The organism is Loigolactobacillus jiayinensis (genome assembly GCF_003946445.1).
GTDB classification, from domain to species: domain Bacteria; phylum Bacillota; class Bacilli; order Lactobacillales; family Lactobacillaceae; genus Loigolactobacillus; species Loigolactobacillus jiayinensis.
Genome location: NZ_RHOF01000013.1, coordinates 52,534 through 72,325 on the forward strand (window position 1 = coordinate 52,534; position 19,792 = coordinate 72,325).

Consider the following 19,792-nt stretch of genomic DNA (forward strand, 5'->3'; position numbering starts at 1 on the left):
AGCTAGGCTATGTTCCAGTTTTTGAATGCTTTTTTACCACGCTCTAAAAAGGAGGATTCTCATGCAGCAGCGGGCGCGTATTATTTATAATCCTAAGGCTGGTCATGAAGGCTTGAAACAAAGTCTAGTCGATATTTTTGCGATTTTTGAGCAAGCTGGTTATGAAACAAGTGCTTACGCAACGACGCCAGAGCCACTTTCTGCGCAAAACGAAGCAACCCGCGCGGCACAAGCCGGCTTCAATTTAGTAGTTGCTGCTGGCGGCGATGGGACGATCAATCAGGTCGTCAACGGCTTAGCTAGTTTGAAAAAGCGGCCTAAAATGGCGATTATTCCGGCAGGGACAACTAACGACTATGCGCGAGCACTAAAAATTCCGCGCGATGATCCTGTTGAAGCGGCCAAAATCGTTTTGAAGAAAAAAACAATCAAAATGGATATTGGCCGTGCCGATAAAGAATATTTCATGAATATTGCCGGCGGGGGCTTTTTAACGGAGCTTACTTATGGTGTACCGTCAGAAACTAAATCAATCTTTGGCTATTTAGCGTACTTACTGGAAGGTGCGCGGATGTTACCGCAGATCAAGCCGGTACCAATGCATTTAGTTTATGATGACGGTGAATTCAAAGGCAATGCGTCCATGTTTTTGCTCGGCTTGACTAATTCAATCGGTGGTTTTGAAAAGGTAGCGCCAGACATTACGTTAGGTGACGGCCGTTTCTCACTGATCATCGTCAAAACTGCTAATTTGGCTGAACTAGTACGCTTGCTTGCACTAGCTATCAACGGCAAACATTTAAATGATCCGCGTGTGATTTATGTTAAAACGCATAAGCTAGTTGCGAAAACGACTAACGGCGCAGAAATGAAAATCAATTTAGACGGCGAATTTGGCGGTACCGCACCAATGACTTTCGTCAATCTAAAGCAGCATTTAGAAATTTTTGCTGACGTTGACGCAATGCCGGAAACAGCTTTAGCAGCAGAGAATGATGCTGGTTTACCTGACGTACCAGTGAAACCAAAAACTGAAGTAACACATTAAGCGTGTGTAAACTTGCTAAAAATGCTGTTCTCCGTTAGAATAGAGAGCAGTATTTTTTTATGCTCGTGTTGGCAGTTGAAACGTAGTTAAAAAGCGCTGTCGTTAGACTTGGCAAGGTTCAAGTCGTCGTTTTTTTGCGCCTGGCTAGGCTAGTGCTCAAAATCGGAGCGCTTTTTAAAAGCACTCTTACAAGGAGACCAAAATGAAATTTATCGCACCAGTAACAAAAAATGAAGAAATCACCGCAACAATTATTGACCTGACTTACGAGGGGATGGGGGTTGCTAAAGTATCCGACTACCCATTGTTTATTGAAGATGCTTTACCTGGTGAAGAAGTAAAATTAGTTATCACCAAAGTAGGTAAAAATTACGGCTATGCCCGTGTAATGGAACGGCTTAACGATAGCCCTGATCGTGTGGAATTACCTAATAAAACGTACATGCAATCTGGTATTGCGCCATTAGGCCATTTAAGTTATGCAGCACAATTGAAGTTTAAGCAACAACAATTACGCAATGTGTACCAAAAAAATCATCTCGATATCGACGTTTTACCAACAATTGGGATGGCTGATCCTAAAGGCTACCGTAATAAGGCACAGATTCCTGTCCGCCAAGTTAACGGTCAACTAGAAACTGGCTTTTATCGCAAACGTAGTCATCAATTGATTCCACTAGAAGATTTCTATATTCAAGACCCTGAAATCGACCGTGCAATCATTATCGTACGTGATCTTTTACGCCAGTACCACGTGCCCGCTTATGATGAAGCCCGTAATCGCGGTATCATGCGCCATATCATGGTTCGGCGCGGTCGTTTCACTCACGAAATGATGATTGTTTTGATCACACGGACCAGAGATATTCCACAATTGCAGAATATTATCAGTGGTATTGTAACTAAATTACCTGAAGTTGTTAGTATTATGCAAAGCGTTGTACCTAAGCCAACCAATGTGATCCTTGGGCGCACAGTTAAGAAATTATACGGTAAAACGTATATTCATGACCAAATTTTAGGCCATACGTTTGACGTCTCCGCTTTGTCGTTCTTTCAGGTTAACCCATTACAGACAGAAAAGCTTTACCAAACCGCCATCGACGCAGCACATTTAACTGGTAAAGAAACCGTGATCGACGCTTATTCTGGTATCGGCACCATTTCCTTGTCATTGGCTAAACACGCAAAGTATGTCTACGGCGTTGAAGTAACCGAAGCTGCGGTTGCTGATGCTAAACGTAATGCCAAACATAACGGCATTCACAACGTGAAATTCCAGCTTGGCTTAGCCGAAAAAGTCATGCAAGAATGGCGTGAAGCTGGCTTTGAAGCTGACGTCTTAGTTGTCGATCCACCACGCAAAGGCTTGGCCAGCACATTTGTCGAAGCTGTTGGTGTTATGAAGCCCAAACGAATCGTCTACGTTAGCTGCAACCCAGCAACTCTAGGCCGTGATATTGCCTTACTACAAGAATTTGGTTACCGCGCTGAAAAAACGCAACCAGTCGATATGTTCCCCTTAACGCAACACATCGAATCTGTAACGGCGTTAACGCTGGCTTAATTTATTCTATTCACAAAGTAAATGATACTTGAACAAGCTAGTAAAAAAGCGTCTTTCAGTTATAAATCAGGTTTTAAACTTGATTTGTAGTCGAAGGACGTTTTTTAGTCCAACCTGGTAAAAATAGGTTGCCGCATCCAATTATTCGGATAATTACGCTTTAATTTGAACGGCTGACTGATGGACAACAGTTTGGAAAAACGTATAATTAAGTCGGATAAAGCGTAACAAACAAAATTGCTGGTTTCATCCACGTAGTGAAAAAATATTAGTTTTGTTATCAGGAGATGGATGATTCAATGGATGTTAAAGACGAATTTAACCAAATCATGCAAGAAGCAGCGCAGGTATCAATTGCAACGCTGACTGTCGACGGCCAAGCACCAGATGTCAGAATTGTTTTATTTGTTTATTTACCAGAAACACATCAACTATTATTCATGTCAGGTGCTGATTCACCAAAAATAGCACAAATCGCTGCCCATTCAGCTGCGGCCTTTACTACGCAGTCAGTTAGTGATCAAAAGTATGCCCGCGCCAAACAAGCCAAGGTTCAAAAAGTCACGCCAACTGAAGCAATGAAGACAGCTTATTTTGCTAAATTCCCAACTAGCGCTGCTTACGCTGCCCACAGTGAATTCTTCACAGTTGACTTCAATTCAGCAGACGTTACAGCTGATAATCAGACGGAGACGATAACGTTTTAATGCCGCTAGCTGAAGTAAATATATATCGATAAAGAGGAGCCCCTTGAGATTAGACATCAGTCTAATTTCAAAGGGCTTTTGCTGTGATTAAATTTGGGTTAAATTAGAAATGAAGGCTGAGATTATGTCTGATCGCTTACAGTGTAAATTTACGATGAAAATAAGAATTATGTATCGTTAGTTTTTTAGTCTATTTGTTTAACAATTCCATTAGGAATAAAAAATTACGCTAAATCATCTTCTGGAAACGTTGTTATTATGCTAAACTAAAGGAAATTACAAAGATGGAGTTGATAGTATGGGGTATAGAATAGGATTAGATGTGGGTATTACTTCAACCGGGTATGCTGTCTTAAAAACGGATAAAGCAGGAAATCCATATAAAATTTTAACACTAGATTCAGTGATTTATCCACGGGCTGAAAATCCTAAAACAGGTGCTTCATTAGCTGAACCGCGGCGGATAAAACGAGGATTACGGCGACGTACTCGCCGAACCAAATTTCGAAAGCAACGAACACAACAATTATTTGTACATAGCGGTTTATTATCTAAGGCTGAAATTGAGCAGATCTTAGAGAACCCGCAAACCCATCATTCAGTTTATGAACTCCGCGTGGCTGGACTTGATCGACGTTTGACTAACAATGAATTATTCCGTGTGCTTTATTTCTTTATTGGCCACCGAGGATTTAAATCGAATCGTAAGTCTGAGCTCAACCCAGAAAATGAAGCCGATAAAAAGCAAATGGGTCAGTTGCTTAATTCAATTGAAGCTATCAAAAAAGATATGGCTGAAAAGGGATACCGTACGGTTGGTGAGTTGTATGTAAAAGATTCTAAATATACGGATCACAAACGTAATAAAGGCTATAATGATGGCTATTTAAGTACGCCAAATCGGCAAATGTTAGTTGATGAAATTAAGCAGATTTTGGATAAGCAACGTGAATTGGGTAATGAAAAGTTGACTGATGAGTTTTATGCAACTTATTTACTGGGTAATGAAGACCATGCTGGTATTTTTCAAGCACAGCGGGATTTTGATGAAGGCCCTGGGTCTGGTCCTTATGCCGGTGATCAAATCAAAAAGATGGTTGGAAAAGATATTTTTGAGCCAACTGAGGATCGTGCGGCTAAAGCAACCTACACTTTCCAATACTTTAACTTGTTACAGAAGATGACTAGTTTAAATTATCAGAATACAACTGGCGATAATTGGCATCCATTAAATGGTCTTGAGCGACAAGCAATTATTGATACTGTTTTTGCAAAAGCGGAGAAACCAACTAAAACTTATAAACCGACAGATTTTGGCGAACTACGTAAGTTATTAAAATTACCAGATGACGCTCGATTTAATCTGGTCAATTATGGTAGTTTGCAAACGCAAAAGGAAATTGAAACTGTTGAAAAGAAAACACGGTTTGTTGATTTCAAAGCCTATCATGATTTGGTGGGGGCATTACCAGAAGAAATGTGGCAGAATCGCCAACTGTTAGACCACATCGGAACTGCGTTGACTTTATATTCAAGTGATAAACGACGTCAGCGCTATTTTGCTGAGGAGTTAAACTTGCCTAAAGAACTGATTGACGTTCTTTTGCCGTTAAATTTTGCTAAATTTGGTCATTTATCGATTAAATCAATGCAGAATATTATTCCGTATCTGGAAATGGGTCAGGTTTACAGTGAAGCAACAACTAATGCTGGTTATGATTTCCGCAAAAAGGAAATTTCAAAAGACACGATTCGTGAAGAAATTGCTAATCCAGTTGTTCGCAGAGCGGTAACAAAAACTATTAAAGTAGTTGAGCAAATTATTCGTCGTTACGGTAAACCAGATGGCATTAATATTGAGTTAGCGCGTGAATTAGGTCGTAATTTTAAAGAAAGAGGCGATATACAAAAGCGCCAAGATAAGAATCGCCAAACTAATGATAAAATTGCCGCTGAATTAACTGAATTGGGTATGCCAGTTAATGGTCAGAATATTATTCGCTATAAATTACACAAGGAACAGAATGGTATTGATCCTTATACTGGCGATCAGATTCCATTTGCGAGTGCGTTTAGCGCCAGTTATGAGGTTGACCATATTATTCCCTACAGTATCAGTTGGGATGATAGCTATACCAATAAAGTGCTTACTAGTGAAAAATGTAATCGCGAGAAAGGTAATCGGATTCCGATGGCTTATTTAGCCAACAATGAAAAGCGGACCAATGCATTGATTAACGTGGCGGACAACGTGATCCGTAATTCGCGTAAACGACAAAAGCTTTTGAAGCAGGAGTTAAGTGCCGAAGAGCAAAAAGACTGGAAGCAACGGAATATAAACGACACGCGTTTTATTACCAAAGTCCTTTATAATTATTTCCGACAGGCAGTTGAATTTAATCCTGAATTGGATAAAAAACAACGCGTCTTGCCTTTAAATGGTGAAGTTACATCGAAGATCCGTAGTCGTTGGGGCTTCCTTAAAGTACGTGAAGATGGCGATTTACATCATGCAGTTGATGCTGCCGTAATCGCAGCAATTACGCCTACTTTTATCCAGCAAGTAACTAAATATAGCCAACGGCAAGAAGTCAAAAATAATCGCGCCTTATGGCATGAGACTGAAATCGATAAATCTGAATATAGAGCAGAAGAGAATCGAATGAATGCTAAGTTATTTGATAAAATTTTCAACGGATTCCCATTACCATGGCCAGAATTCCGTGATGAATTACTAGCTCGTATCTCTGATAATCCCGCAGAAATGATGAAGAGTAGGAGTTGGAATACGTATACACCAGTCGAAATTGCTAAATTAAAGCCAGTATTTGTTGTCCGCCTAGCTAATCATAAAATATCAGGGCCAGCACATTTAGATACGATTCGCAGTGCCAAATTATTTGCCGAAAAAGGAATCATACTGAGCCGCGTTAGCATCGCCAAACTGAAATTAAATAACAAAGGTCAGATTGCCACTGGGGATGGTGTTTATGATCCCGAGAATAGTAATAATGGCGATAAGGTGGTTTATTCAGCAATCAAAACGGCATTAGAGGCTCATAACGGTTCTGGTGAATCGGCGTTCCCAGAGGGCTATTTAGAGTATATGGACCATGGCACTAAGAAATTAGTGCGTAAAGTCCGAGTGGCTAAGAAATCTTCATTACCAGTACTGCTAAAGAATAAAGCAGCTGCTGACAATGGTTCGATGGTACGAATTGATGTCTTTAATACTGGCAAGAAGTTTGTGTTTGTACCAATTTACGTTAAGGACACGGTTGACCGGGTATTGCCAAGTAGGGCAGTTGTTGCAAATAAACCACATTCATATTGGTATCAAGTTACTGAAGATGATCAGTTTTGTTTTTCTCTGTATCCAGGAGATATGGTGCATATTGAATCTAAGAAAGGATTTAAACCTAAACTTTCAAACAAAGAAAGTGATTCTGATATTATGCCAATTAAGAATTTTTATGGTTATTTTGATAGTGCGGATATCGCTACTGCGAGCATCAAGGTTCGTTCACACGATAGTTCGTACACGGCAAAAAGTATCGGCATTGCTGGGCTGTTAGCATTCGAAAAATACCAAGTCGACTACTTTGGCCGTTATCATAAAGTTCATGAGAAGAAGCGTCAGTTATTCGTTAAGCGAGATGAGTAATTATGGCCTTTCGGAATTTATACATTCAAAATCCAGCACGCCTGAGTATTGCTAAAAGTCAGTTAGTAATTCAACAGGAAGAGCGCTACACCGTTCCAGTGGAGGATATTTCTAGTATTATGATTGAGCACAAACAATGTACGATCACAGCGCCAGCACTATCCTTTTTGGCTGAGCATCAAGTAGCGGTGTTTACGTGTGATCAGAAGCATCTGCCGTGTGCAGTTGTTTTACCACTGGGTCAGTATTATCGTAAATTAGAGGCATTAGAGTCCCAGTTACATGTACGGACTAAAACTAAAGCGCGTTTGTGGCAGAAACTGATGAAGCAAAAGATTGAGAATCAGGCTAAAGTTTTAGAGTTAAATCACTGTAAAAACATTGCCGAGCTTAACTTTTTAGCAACCCAAGTTACTGAGGGTGATAAAACATTTAAGGAATCACGGGCGGCACGGCTTTACTTTATGGGACTTTTTGGTGATAAATTTAATCGGCGAAATGAAGATGTTATGAATGGTGCTTTAAACTATGGTTACGCAATTATTCGCGGTATCATTGCACGTGATATTTGTGCGTATGGTTTTGAGCCAGCATTTGGCGTATTTCATAAAAACGAGCTAAATCCATTCAATTTAGCTGATGATTTAATTGAGCCGTTTCGCGCGTACGTTGATTTATGGGTTTATGAACATCAAGCTGATTTAAAGGATGGTTTAACCCCTAAGAATAAGCAGGCGTTGTTCCAGCTATTATTTACAGAGGTTCGAATTGATAATGAATTCCATTCGTTGAGTAATGCGGTTCATAAATCAGTCTCATCGTACACCACTTGTTGTCGTAATAACTCTGCTGCGGGATTAAAGTTGCCGGAACTTATCCCGTTAGTGGCGCACGAGTATGAGTAGCAAATATATGCGTTTATTAGTTATGTTTGATTTACCAGTAGTAAAGGCAAAAGATCGCCGTGCAGCCGCAAAATTCCGGCAGTATTTATTAGGCGAAGGCTACGTAATGATGCAATATTCAGTTTATTATCGCATCGTTAACGGCTATGATATGTCAAAAAAATACGAGCTGCGGCTAGATGATAATTTGCCCGAAAAAGGGTCAGTGAGATTATTGGTTATAACCGAGAAACAATTCGATGAAATGCGTCTGTTAGTGGGCGATCCGCTGCCTAACGAAGAAAAAGTTGATAGTGGCCAGATGACCACTTTTTAGACAAGCGAAAGAGCCTGATATCCGCGTGATATCAGGCTCTTTTTGTGTACTGGATCTATTTTAGCTGAAAACTGAAGGAATCAATAGCTAAGACTGTCTCATAGTCTTAGTACCGTAGATCTATTTTAGCTGAAAACTGAAGGAATCAATAGCGTCTTACAAGCAGACTTATACGACAACTGTGATCTATTTTAGCTGAAAACTGAAGGAATCAATAGCAATCTGTACTTGCGATGTTAGCCACTCATGATCTATTTTAGCTGAAAACTGAAGGAATCAATAGCGCGTCTGAGTGCGTTAAAATAGGATATACAGATCTATTTTAGCTGAAAACTGAAGGAATCAATAGCGACTGATAACGGTTATAACGGTACCACAACGATCTATTTTAGCTGAAAACTGAAGGAATCAATAGCGCATTGTGACGTAAGTATCACCTGTCATGGATCTATTTTAGCTGAAAACTGAAGGAATCAATAGCGAAAAAGGCCAGTGATTCATCGTTGCTGGTGATCTATTTTAGCTGAAAACTGAAGGAATCAATAGCTAAAGTCGTTACATCGACAGAATGAAGCAGATCTATTTTAGCTGAAAACTGAAGGAATCAATAGCATCAACTGCACTGTCAGCTGTCGATCGTGCGATCTATTTTAGCTGAAAACTGAAGGAATCAATAGCCACGGTGAATAAATATTGTCCTTATTTTACGATCTATTTTAGCTGAAAACTGAAGGAATCAATAGCCCATTAGCTGCTTGATCGCATCTCCCATTGGATCTATTTTAGCTGAAAACTGAAGGAATCAATAGCGTAAAGCGTCCTATTAATCTGTCGATATTAGATCTATTTTAGCTGAAAACTGAAGGAATCAATAGCGGCTGTTACCAACATCAATCACAACTTGGGGATCTATTTTAGCTGAAAACTGAAGGAATCAATAGCATGCTTAATATTGGCTTAGGGCTACCGACTGATCTATTTTAGCTGAAAACTGAAGGAATCAATAGCAATAATCTGCTTAACCGCAGGTACACCAATGATCTATTTTAGCTGAAAACTGAAGGAATCAATAGCGTGAAAGCATGAACTATAGCGAAAAAGTTTGATCTATTTTAGCTGAAAACTGAAGGAATCAATAGCAGGCTTAGTCAAGCAGTTAACCGGCGGTGAGATCTATTTTAGCTGAAAACTGAAGGAATCAATAGCTATAATAAGCGTGCACCGTTTACCATTAGGGATCTATTTTAGCTGAAAACTGAAGGAATCAATAGCAAATATAATCATCATCAGCGCTGTCAACTCGATCTATTTTAGCTGAAAACTGAAGGAATCAATAGCTCCTTGACCTGTAACAATGATATCTAGTTGGATCTATTTTAGCTGAAAACTGAAGGAATCAATAGCAGACAAACCGCAGATTCAAAGCTTTCTAGAGATCTATTTTAGCTGAAAACTGAAGGAATCAATAGCATGCCAGACCCACAATATCGGTATTTGATTGATCTATTTTAGCTGAAAACTGAAGGAATCAATAGCGGGACTTATTATAAAGACCCTACAGCGGCCGATCTATTTTAGCTGAAAACTGAAGGAATCAATAGCGCCTATCATGATTCAGTACCAGCTATTCGAGATCTATTTTAGCTGAAAACTGAAGGAATCAATAGCCGGCTGTCGCTTTATTAATAGATTTCTCTCGATCTATTTTAGCTGAAAACTGAAGGAATCAATAGCTTGCGTTAGCAGCCTTTTTTACTAATACAGGATCTATTTTAGCTGAAAACTGAAGGAATCAATAGCCCAATCAGTTGCGTGAGAACCGAGCTCTAGGATCTATTTTAGCTGAAAACTGAAGGAATCAATAGCCCCAGCAATGGGCGTTCTTTTCGCGTACATGATCTATTTTAGCTGAAAACTGAAGGAATCAATAGCAGACGGCATCTATACTGTCGATCACAAAGAGATCTATTTTAGCTGAAAACTGAAGGAATCAATAGCACAGTAGTTTGGGCTATCCAGTTATCATAAGATCTATTTTAGCTGAAAACTGAAGGAATCAATAGCCTGCACACAGTTTTAGAGTTCGCTTTTTGAGATCTATTTTAGCTGAAAACTGAAGGAATCAATAGCTATACGTTATGCTGGGTTGCTGTCCATGTTGATCTATTTTAGCTGAAAACTGAAGGAATCAATAGCAGGATGTCGTTAACCAAAATCTAAAAAAATGATCTATTTTAGCTGAAAACTGAAGGAATCAATAGCGATCACATGCCAAACAATACTTGCATAAGTGATCTATTTTAGCTGAAAACTGAAGGAATCAATAGCTAATCAGCCCATGATGACAGCAGAAATTGCGATCTATTTTAGCTGAAAACTGAAGGAATCAATAGCTTCTTGCAGCCAGAGATTTAGGTTTTTGTTGATCTATTTTAGCTGAAAACTGAAGGAATCAATAGCATTATCCAATAACAGATATAGAATTCAATAGATCTATTTTAGCTGAAAACTGAAGGAATCAATAGCAAACTCTTATCTATTGAATCCGGTAAAAAAGATCTATTTTAGCTGAAAACTGAAGGAATCAATAGCGTGCTGTTGCTGAATCAGCAATATAGAATAGATCTATTTTAGCTGAAAACTGAAGGAATCAATAGCCTGGAATATCCACGCTTTTCTACAATGTCTGATCTATTTTAGCTGAAAACTGAAGGAATCAATAGCTTGTGAGCGCTGATCCAAGAAGCAATGCCGGATCTATTTTAGCTGAAAACTGAAGGAATCAATAGCCTATATGCAAACAGACCAGTATCTGTATGATCTATTTTAGCTGAAAACTGAAGGAATCAATAGCGTAGTATGTGAATGGTGCCAAATGTTCGTGGATCTATTTTAGCTGAAAACTGAAGGAATCAATAGCTGATTTCTGCTTAACACCTGCCGATTGTGCGATCTATTTTAGCTGAAAACTGAAGGAATCAATAGCCAACAGCAACCGGCACGTCATTTGCCTTGAGATCTATTTTAGCTGAAAACTGAAGGAATCAATAGCGGCAAGACGCATTTAACATTAGGCCACAAAGATCTATTTTAGCTGAAAACTGAAGGAATCAATAGCCCGGTACTGCTGCAGCGACTAGCACGTACAGATCTATTTTAGCTGAAAACTGAAGGAATCAATAGCATCAGTTTGCAGCTTGGCTTCAACCTGCTTGATCTATTTTAGCTGAAAACTGAAGGAATCAATAGCGTCATAATTAGGTGGTGTATTAAACTCAAAGATCTATTTTAGCTGAAAACTGAAGGAATCAATAGCCGACATGGATAAAGCCAAGGAACTTATAGCGATCTATTTTAGCTGAAAACTGAAGGAATCAATAGCGTATCCACTATCTACATCAATTCTATCAATGATCTATTTTAGCTGAAAACTGAAGGAATCAATAGCTGGGCATGTGCGCTATGACATGGTCAATTAGATCTATTTTAGCTGAAAACTGAAGGAATCAATAGCTGGACTGATGCTGGTATGACCTATATTAAGATCTATTTTAGCTGAAAACTGAAGGAATCAATAGCGATAAATCATTTGTTATTGCCCGAACGACCGATCTATTTTAGCTGAAAACTGAAGGAATCAATAGCCCGCTTACCGCTCTTATCATAGTAGTAAACGATCTATTTTAGCTGAAAACTGAAGGAATCAATAGCATCAACAACACAAACAACACAGGAGGCTGAGATCTATTTTAGCTGAAAACTGAAGGAATCAATAGCTAAGCGGACTGCCGATGCTGTTAGAGGACAGATCTATTTTAGCTGAAAACTGAAGGAATCAATAGCTGATGAGGAGGATTACTACTTTGAGTAAAGGATCTATTTTAGCTGAAAACTGAAGGAATCAATAGCGCTGTCACTCTCATATTCATGAATTGCTTTGATCTATTTTAGCTGAAAACTGAAGGAATCAATAGCATCTGTAAACTTTTTAGGCACGATCAAATTGATCTATTTTAGCTGAAAACTGAAGGAATCAATAGCATCATCATCCAGTGTGATTTTAGGTTCGATGATCTATTTTAGCTGAAAACTGAAGGAATCAATAGCCTCGATCATCTTAGCCTGCTCAATCTTCTTGATCTATTTTAGCTGAAAACTGAAGGAATCAATAGCTCGGTTAAGGCATTCAACACGCTCTGCGTAGATCTATTTTAGCTGAAAACTGAAGGAATCAATAGCATTGATTATGGTGATTTATGTCGGTTTCATGATCTATTTTAGCTGAAAACTGAAGGAATCAATAGCTCTACGATTGTCTGAGTGTGATATTTTTGCGATCTATTTTAGCTGAAAACTGAAGGAATCAATAGCCTTAGTTACGTTATAGTCTGGATACTCAGGATCTATTTTAGCTGAAAACTGAAGGAATCAATAGCTGGTGCTACTACAAGTTCTGTCAAATTATTGATCTATTTTAGCTGAAAACTGAAGGAATCAATAGCTGCTGGCACTGAATTAGAAGTGTATGGATAGATCTATTTTAGCTGAAAACTGAAGGAATCAATAGCCGTTGCAGACGCAAGTGATGAGTATATCTAGATCTATTTTAGCTGAAAACTGAAGGAATCAATAGCTGGGGATGTGCTTTTTTATTTAGTATTTTGGATCTATTTTAGCTGAAAACTGAAGGAATCAATAGCATTATTACCGCATTAATCCCGATTTTAGAAGATCTATTTTAGCTGAAAACTGAAGGAATCAATAGCATATCCGTTGGCTGACTGTGATTTTCCTTAGATCTATTTTAGCTGAAAACTGAAGGAATCAATAGCACATCAAAGGTGTATTCGTACATGATTGATGATCTATTTTAGCTGAAAACTGAAGGAATCAATAGCCTCCTTAACTGGTGGCCCTTGATTACCGTTGATCTATTTTAGCTGAAAACTGAAGGAATCAATAGCATGGATATCAGCATAAACGATATCAATATTGATCTATTTTAGCTGAAAACTGAAGGAATCAATAGCATATGGATACGTTGAAAAAGAAATTATAGAGATCTATTTTAGCTGAAAACTGAAGGAATCAATAGCAGCCTACCATGTTAACCGTGGCCTAAACGAGATCTATTTTAGCTGAAAACTGAAGGAATCAATAGCAGCCGTTGGATCGCCACCAGCGGCATAGTGGATCTATTTTAGCTGAAAACTGAAGGAATCAATAGCAGCTACTATGGTTCTTACCGTCATACCTTGGATCTATTTTAGCTGAAAACTGAAGGAATCAATAGCGCAGCTAACAGATGATTTGACACCTTACAAGATCTATTTTAGCTGAAAACTGAAGGAATCAATAGCACCAGCTTAGCAACAGCGTACGGGGTTGGAGATCTATTTTAGCTGAAAACTGAAGGAATCAATAGCCCTTACCGATATAAGGATTAATAAAATCATGATCTATTTTAGCTGAAAACTGAAGGAATCAATAGCCTCACGAACAACAACCTTTGGTTCATTCCCGATCTATTTTAGCTGAAAACTGAAGGAATCAATAGCCCACTTGTCAGCTACCTCTACAACCCGCTTGATCTATTTTAGCTGAAAACTGAAGGAATCAATAGCGTCCTTTTGTTCTAGCCAACGGTTAAACCAGATCTATTTTAGCTGAAAACTGAAGGAATCAATAGCAGTGGTAATGCCAGCATACCGATGGATCGTGATCTATTTTAGCTGAAAACTGAAGGAATCAATAGCGACTGTACTCTTATCAAAATTAGCAGCCACGATCTATTTTAGCTGAAAACTGAAGGAATCAATAGCATCCACAAATGATAATGTGCCAATTTGCGTGATCTATTTTAGCTGAAAACTGAAGGAATCAATAGCCTGCGTTTCGTCGTAACTTAAAATCGTAAAGATCTATTTTAGCTGAAAACTGAAGGAATCAATAGCCTGGGTATTGGAGTTTATGCTAAATTTCAAGATCTATTTTAGCTGAAAACTGAAGGAATCAATAGCCAAGTCCGGTGTCTACTTTATTGAGGGGTGGATCTATTTTAGCTGAAAACTGAAGGAATCAATAGCATAAAGAGTTCTTCGAACAAGAACCGCCAAGATCTATTTTAGCTGAAAACTGAAGGAATCAATAGCATATCCAGTGGCTTTAGAGACAGGCTCGGAGATCTATTTTAGCTGAAAACTGAAGGAATCAATAGCTAATCAAGTGGCTGATCTATCTCGCAAACTGATCTATTTTAGCTGAAAACTGAAGGAATCAATAGCAGCAGTTGATGACACTGGCGCGGCTGCAAGGATCTATTTTAGCTGAAAACTGAAGGAATCAATAGCGTGTTTGGCACCTTGTTGCCAGCTGCATCAGATCTATTTTAGCTGAAAACTGAAGGAATCAATAGCTGTGCTTGTAAGTTGGTTACTCAAAAGTGTGATCTATTTTAGCTGAAAACTGAAGGAATCAATTAAACCCTAATTTCCCAATTTAATAGCTAGGGGTTATCTTTTTACCCAGCGTAAAAATCGATGTGTTATCATATGCATATAGCTTATTTTAGCAAAATAAATGCAGATTTACATACTCCTGGAGTGAATAACTGATGTCTTATCAAACAACCCTAAGTACGCGGCCGTTTATGTACATAGAAACAAAAAAAGTAGCACAGCGGCTCAAAGACGGCCAGTCGACAGCTGAAGTGCGGACCGCCGCACTGACACAGAATTTTTTGCAGTTACCATCGCGTGCCCGACGATCAGCGGCCATTAATGTGATTTTAAAACGACTTGCTAATTTGGATGATTATTTGTTGCGCCAATTTTTAATGGCTGATCGGGAAACGAGTGATTTGATTTTATTGTACGCATTGATGGGCAGTGACCAGTTATTTCAGGAATTTATGCGTCAAGTTTATTTACCGAAACTTACTGGGTTGGACACGACATTGACTAAACAAGATGGACTAAAATTTTTGGCAGAAAAGTCGACGCAAAGTACGAAAGTTGCTCAGTGGACAGTTGCTACGCAAAATCGCCTAGCTGCTGCTTATCTGCAGGTCCTACGTGATTGTAATTTATTACGTGCTGGGCAGTTAGTTAAAGGAATATTGGCGCCAGATGTAGCTCAGTATTTACGGCAGCATGGTGACCAGACACTTTATGAAGTTTTAATAGGAAGTCGGGTATAGCTTGATGGCACAACAGACTACGGCGCAGCGATTAAATGCGTTGCAAGATAAATTACTGACAGAACAGTTTGTCCATAATACTGGTCTGGGTAATGAGGTTGGATTTTATATTTTTGACTACGCTCCACAAGATGAGCTATTAGTGCGCGCGCGTGTACCGGAAATTCAGCAATATACTGAAAAGCAGCTACAAGTACGGGTGCAGAATTTTGATTTATTTACCATTGTGCTGCAGTTTTTTGAAGCGCGTGGTTATATGGAGAAGAATTTTCAAATGGAGGCTAAGCGGGGCAGTACTATTTTGTTTGAACGAATGCAACGGGCACTGAAATTGGCGACTAATCGTGATGAGCTAGTTAGTTATATCGGCGCTAATTATGATTCCGACGCGATTATTTTTTTAACTGGTGTTGGCAAAGCCTATCCAATCGTGCGCTCACATAACTTACTAAATAGTTTACAGCCGTTAATCACGCAAATGCCGTTAGTGTTGTTTTATCCGGGGACGTATTCATATAATAAATTAAAATTATTTGATCAGCTCAGTGATGATCATTATTATCGTGCGTTTCGCATTGTTGGGGATTAGGAGTGCGATCATGATTAGCGTGAATGGTGAAGTAGAAGGAGTTTTATTAAATGGAAATTAAACAGTTGTTTAAAAAACCAATTGAACGGGAAATTGAAGGGGTTATTAAAATTGGGCAGGGCAATGCCGACCACACCTTTCAAGAATTAGATGAGTATGTGATCACTGATGAAATCGAGCAGCATTTAGCGACTTTTTTTGCGGCTTATGATCATTCGCTGGCGCAATCGACAGATCAGATTGGGGTTTGGATTTCTGGGTTCTTCGGTTCTGGGAAATCACATTTCTTGAAGATTCTAAGTTATTTATTACGTCAAGATTTACGGATTGAATCGAAGCGACCACTAGACTTTTTTACTGATAAATTGACTAATAATCCTAAGTTATTAGCACAAATGAAACAAGCGCTGACTGTGCCTAACGAGGTGGCGTTATTTAATATTGAATCGAAATCTGAAGCTGATAGTATGCAGCAAAAGTCAGCGGTCGTTAAGGTGTTCAATAAAGTGTTCAACGAAATGCGCGGTTTTTCTGGCGCCAATGCGTGGATTGCGGAAATGGAAGAAACGCTGGACAGCAAAGGCCAATACGCTGCGTTTAAACAGGCCTTCGCGGACCAAGCTGATGGCTTGAGCTGGGAAGAAGGCCGTGATGAAATCTTCTATAATGAGGATGCGGCGATTACGGCATTATCTGAAGCCACGGACATGAGTGAAGAAAGTGCACGCCACTTTATGGAAGCTGGTGAATCCAGTTATACCATTAGTGATGAATCATTTGCTAAACGGGTACAAAAGTATGTTGCTCAGCAGCCAGCTAACTATCATTTGGTTTTTATGGCGGATGAAATGGGCCAGTATATCTCTGAAAATGGGCAACTGATGCTTGATCTACAAATGGTTGTTGAGGATCTAGCTCAATATTGTCATGGCCAAGTTTGGGTTGTTGTGACTAGTCAGCAGGATATTGACTCGTTGAAAAAAGGGGGCATGTCGTCGAATGATTTCTCCAAGATTCAAGGCCGATTTAACACACGATTACCGCTAAGTTCAGCCAATGCTGATGAAGTGATCAAGAAGCGTTTGTTGACTAAAACAACAGTAGCAGTAACTGAATTGGCACCAATTTATACGGCCAACGAGGCTATTTTAAAAAATAAAATTACTTTTACTAATGATACAGCACAAATGCCAAATTTTGCGAACCAAGCCGAATTTGTAGCGGCTTACCCGTTTATTCCGTATCAGTTTAATCTATTGCAGAAGGTTTTTACCGGAATTCGGGAGCATGGCTCAGCCGGTAAGCATTTAGCCAATGGTGAGCGTAATTTATTGTCAGCTGTACAGTCAGCGGCAATTAGCTATGAGCACGAGCAAACTGATATATTAGTACCATTTGACGTATTTTATAAAAATATTGAGGACGTACTAGAACATTCAGTTCGTCTACCAATCATCCAAGCAGAAAATAATCCTAAATTAGATGACTTTGATATTAAAGTATTAAAGCTGTTATTTTTGATCCGTTATGTCAAGGAAATCCCAGCTAATATTGATAATTTAACTACGCTTTTGATCGATCATATTGATGAAGAGACGTTGACCTTGAAAGAGGCTATTCAGAAAAGTGCTAATCGGTTGGAAAAAGAATTCTTAATTCAACGGCGTGGCAGTGAATACGCCTTTCTAACCAATGATGAACAAGATATTAATCGGGAAATTCAAAACGTGATTGTTTCTAATAATGATGTGGTCAAATACTTAGGCGAAACAATTTTTACCGATATTTTACAGCTTAAACAATACCGATATCAGCCATTTACGAAGCAACCAGGCTTGAACTACAATTTTGAGCTAAATCAGTGGATTGATACAGTACCAATCAAGACGGCGCATTCAGCCTTAACGCTCCAAATCATTAGTCCCAATAATTTGGCTGTTGCTGGTGATGAAATGGCGGCCGCACAGTCACTAGAAGCAGGTAAAGTTATCGTTATGTTGCCAGAACAAGGCACATATATGGACGATATCATGAATTTTAAGCGAATTGATCAATACTTACGTGAGCCCAACCATAATCAAACCGATATTTATGCTGACATTTTAAATCATAAGAGTCGGGAACGGACAGCTTTATCAGTCGATATAAAAACTCAGGTTGAAGCTGCACTAGCTGATGCAAAGGTATTTATTAATGGTGCGGCAGTCAAAGCTAGCGGTGGCTCATTGATTAATGTGGCTTTAAAACAGCTAATCGAAGTGACATATAACAAAATTACTTATGTTACCCACAATTATGATCGTGAAGACTTGATGGCACTATTTTCAGCACAAGGTGATTTACTATCAGCCCAAGTCACTGATCCCAATCATTTGGCAACGGATGCTATTTTCAACGATGTCGAGCAGCAAGCAGTGCGACATATTCGGGTTTCGTTACGCGAATTAGTCGACAGCTTTGCACAAATTCCTTTTGGCTGGCAGGAAACGACAATCTTGGCTAGTTTGATTCGGTTGTTAAACGATGAAAAGATTCAGCTGCGCGTACAGACGGAGCGCTTAATTCCTGAGGATAATTTGACGCATTTTATTAGCCTAATCACTCGGCCACGCGAACAAGAAAAAATTGTGGTCGAGCGGCGAGTTTTGATTCAAGAACGTTACGTTAAAGCGGCTAACGGGTTGATGAAGGAAATGTATAACAAAACCATGACCCAAGTTAAAGATGATGAGCGAATGGCGGAGTTACAAGATCAGTTGCGGCATACAGCTAGCAATCTAGATGCATTACAGCGCCAGTATGCAGGTCACAATCAATATCCGGGGGAGCAGAATATTAGTGCTGAGTTACGAATCGTCAAAAGTCTATGCGAACAACGCGATGCTAATCAGTTTTTTGAGTGTGTTTTTAAGCAACAAGACGACTTACTGACACTGCATGATGATAATGAGCTAGTTAAGCAATTTTTTGCTAATCAAGTCGAAATTTTTAATGCCGCATTGAGCATTAATACAAAATATCAACGCGATTGTGATTATTTAACCACAGCAACGGCTAAGCAGGCTGGCCAACGTATTGCTGAAATTTTAAGTTTTGCGGAACCTTACAGCTTGATCAAGGAGTTACCAGAATTAATTAAAAACTATAAAGAAGCTATCTTTACAGAGATTGAAAATACTGCCGCACCAATTAAGCAGGAACTAGCTCACGATCAAGTTAATATGGAAGCAACCTTGACTAATGCTGAATTGAAGCAAAAAATTAAGCCACAAATTGAGCAGCAATATCGTGATTTAAATCGCCAATTAGATGACGCCGGTACAATTGCTGATGTTCGCGGTGTCATGGCGGATAAGGATATTACCAAGGGCCGTTTCATTACTTTAATTAATAAAGCACAGCGAGAATTGGCTGCTAGAGTAGTGCCAATACAGCCGTTACCACCTAAGCCAACAACTGGTGCTGGCTCAGATACTTATGGTAATGGTAAAATTGCCGAGACGCCACCAGAACCAGTGGCGCCTAAAGTGAATATTTTAGCGCGCACTGCGGTATTACCTGACCAACAGGTTGTGATCCATAATCAAGCCGAATTAGATGCTTATTTAGCCAAAGTACAGCAGCATTTGCAGCAAGAATTACAAGGTATGGATGAATTAAGAATTATGTAAATATGGAAGTGTTGTTATACTCAGAAATTGAGTATCGCAACACTTTTTATTTTGGTGTGCTGGTGACTTTTGGAGTGTTTAAATAATTATGTGTAAATGATTTATTGGGAATTGAAAAAGGGAAGCC

General features: G+C 39.1%; 9 protein-coding genes and 1 CRISPR repeat array. All 9 genes read left to right on the forward strand.

What is annotated here, in order from left to right; genetic code table 11:
* The first annotated feature begins 61 nt into the window (after positions 1-61).
* The 9 genes from EKM80_RS04750 (at position 62) to brxC (ending at position 19,665) form a co-directional block, all read left to right on the forward strand.
* Positions 62-1,048 (forward strand): diacylglycerol kinase, encoded by a 987-nt coding sequence (locus tag EKM80_RS04750; RefSeq protein WP_125551966.1) that lies wholly within the window; start codon positions 62-64, stop codon positions 1,046-1,048.
* 202 nt (positions 1,049-1,250) lie between these two features.
* Positions 1,251-2,615, forward strand: a complete 1,365-nt coding sequence (gene rlmD, locus EKM80_RS04755) for a 23S rRNA (uracil(1939)-C(5))-methyltransferase RlmD (RefSeq protein WP_125551967.1) — start codon at positions 1,251-1,253, stop codon at positions 2,613-2,615.
* Positions 2,616-2,914: 299 nt separating this feature from the next.
* Positions 2,915-3,322 carry a pyridoxamine 5'-phosphate oxidase family protein gene (locus tag EKM80_RS04760; protein ID WP_164509503.1) on the forward strand — a complete coding sequence of 136 codons (408 nt, stop codon included), beginning with the start codon at positions 2,915-2,917 and terminating at the stop codon, positions 3,320-3,322.
* Positions 3,323-3,620: 298 nt separating this feature from the next.
* Entirely contained in the window at positions 3,621-6,986 is a 3,366-nt protein-coding gene (gene cas9 / locus EKM80_RS04765) for a type II CRISPR RNA-guided endonuclease Cas9 (RefSeq protein WP_125551969.1), read from the forward strand.
* A 2-nt stretch (positions 6,987-6,988) separates the two neighbouring features.
* Entirely contained in the window at positions 6,989-7,891 is a 903-nt protein-coding gene (gene cas1 / locus EKM80_RS04770; RefSeq protein WP_125551970.1) for a type II CRISPR-associated endonuclease Cas1, read from the forward strand.
* A complete protein-coding gene (gene cas2 / locus EKM80_RS04775) occupies positions 7,884-8,207 on the forward strand; it encodes a CRISPR-associated endonuclease Cas2 (protein WP_125550133.1) in 324 nt (107 codons plus the stop codon). The genes cas1 and cas2 overlap by 8 nt, the downstream gene beginning before the upstream one ends.
* Before the next feature lie 52 nt (positions 8,208-8,259).
* Positions 8,260-14,689: a CRISPR direct-repeat array (repeat unit 36 nt; unit sequence GATCTATTTTAGCTGAAAACTGAAGGAATCAATAGC).
* Between the two features lie 131 nt (positions 14,690-14,820).
* Positions 14,821-15,405 (forward strand): DUF1819 family protein, encoded by a 585-nt coding sequence (locus EKM80_RS04780; protein WP_125551971.1) that lies wholly within the window; start codon positions 14,821-14,823, stop codon positions 15,403-15,405.
* 4 nt (positions 15,406-15,409) lie between these two features.
* Positions 15,410-15,994 carry a DUF1788 domain-containing protein gene (locus EKM80_RS04785; protein ID WP_125551972.1) on the forward strand — a complete coding sequence of 195 codons (585 nt, stop codon included), beginning with the start codon at positions 15,410-15,412 and terminating at the stop codon, positions 15,992-15,994.
* A 50-nt stretch (positions 15,995-16,044) separates the two neighbouring features.
* Positions 16,045-19,665, forward strand: a complete 3,621-nt coding sequence (gene brxC / locus EKM80_RS04790) for a BREX system P-loop protein BrxC (RefSeq protein WP_125551973.1) — start codon at positions 16,045-16,047, stop codon at positions 19,663-19,665.
* Positions 19,666-19,792: the final 127 nt, after the last annotated feature.

Excerpts from the sequence above, each read along its gene's own strand:
- EKM80_RS04750 (WP_125551966.1), top strand. The coding sequence starts at position 62 with ATGCAGCAGCGGGCGCGTATTATTTATAATCCTAAGGCTGGTCATGAA.
- rlmD (WP_125551967.1), top strand. The coding sequence starts at position 1,251 with ATGAAATTTATCGCACCAGTAACAAAAAATGAAGAAATCACCGCAACA.
- EKM80_RS04760 (WP_164509503.1), top strand. The coding sequence starts at position 2,915 with ATGGATGTTAAAGACGAATTTAACCAAATCATGCAAGAAGCAGCGCAG.
- cas9 (WP_125551969.1), top strand. The coding sequence starts at position 3,621 with ATGGGGTATAGAATAGGATTAGATGTGGGTATTACTTCAACCGGGTAT.
- cas1 (WP_125551970.1), top strand. The coding sequence starts at position 6,989 with ATGGCCTTTCGGAATTTATACATTCAAAATCCAGCACGCCTGAGTATT.
- cas2 (WP_125550133.1), top strand. The coding sequence starts at position 7,884 with ATGAGTAGCAAATATATGCGTTTATTAGTTATGTTTGATTTACCAGTA.
- EKM80_RS04780 (WP_125551971.1), top strand. The coding sequence starts at position 14,821 with ATGTCTTATCAAACAACCCTAAGTACGCGGCCGTTTATGTACATAGAA.
- EKM80_RS04785 (WP_125551972.1), top strand. The coding sequence starts at position 15,410 with ATGGCACAACAGACTACGGCGCAGCGATTAAATGCGTTGCAAGATAAA.
- brxC (WP_125551973.1), top strand. The coding sequence starts at position 16,045 with ATGGAAATTAAACAGTTGTTTAAAAAACCAATTGAACGGGAAATTGAA.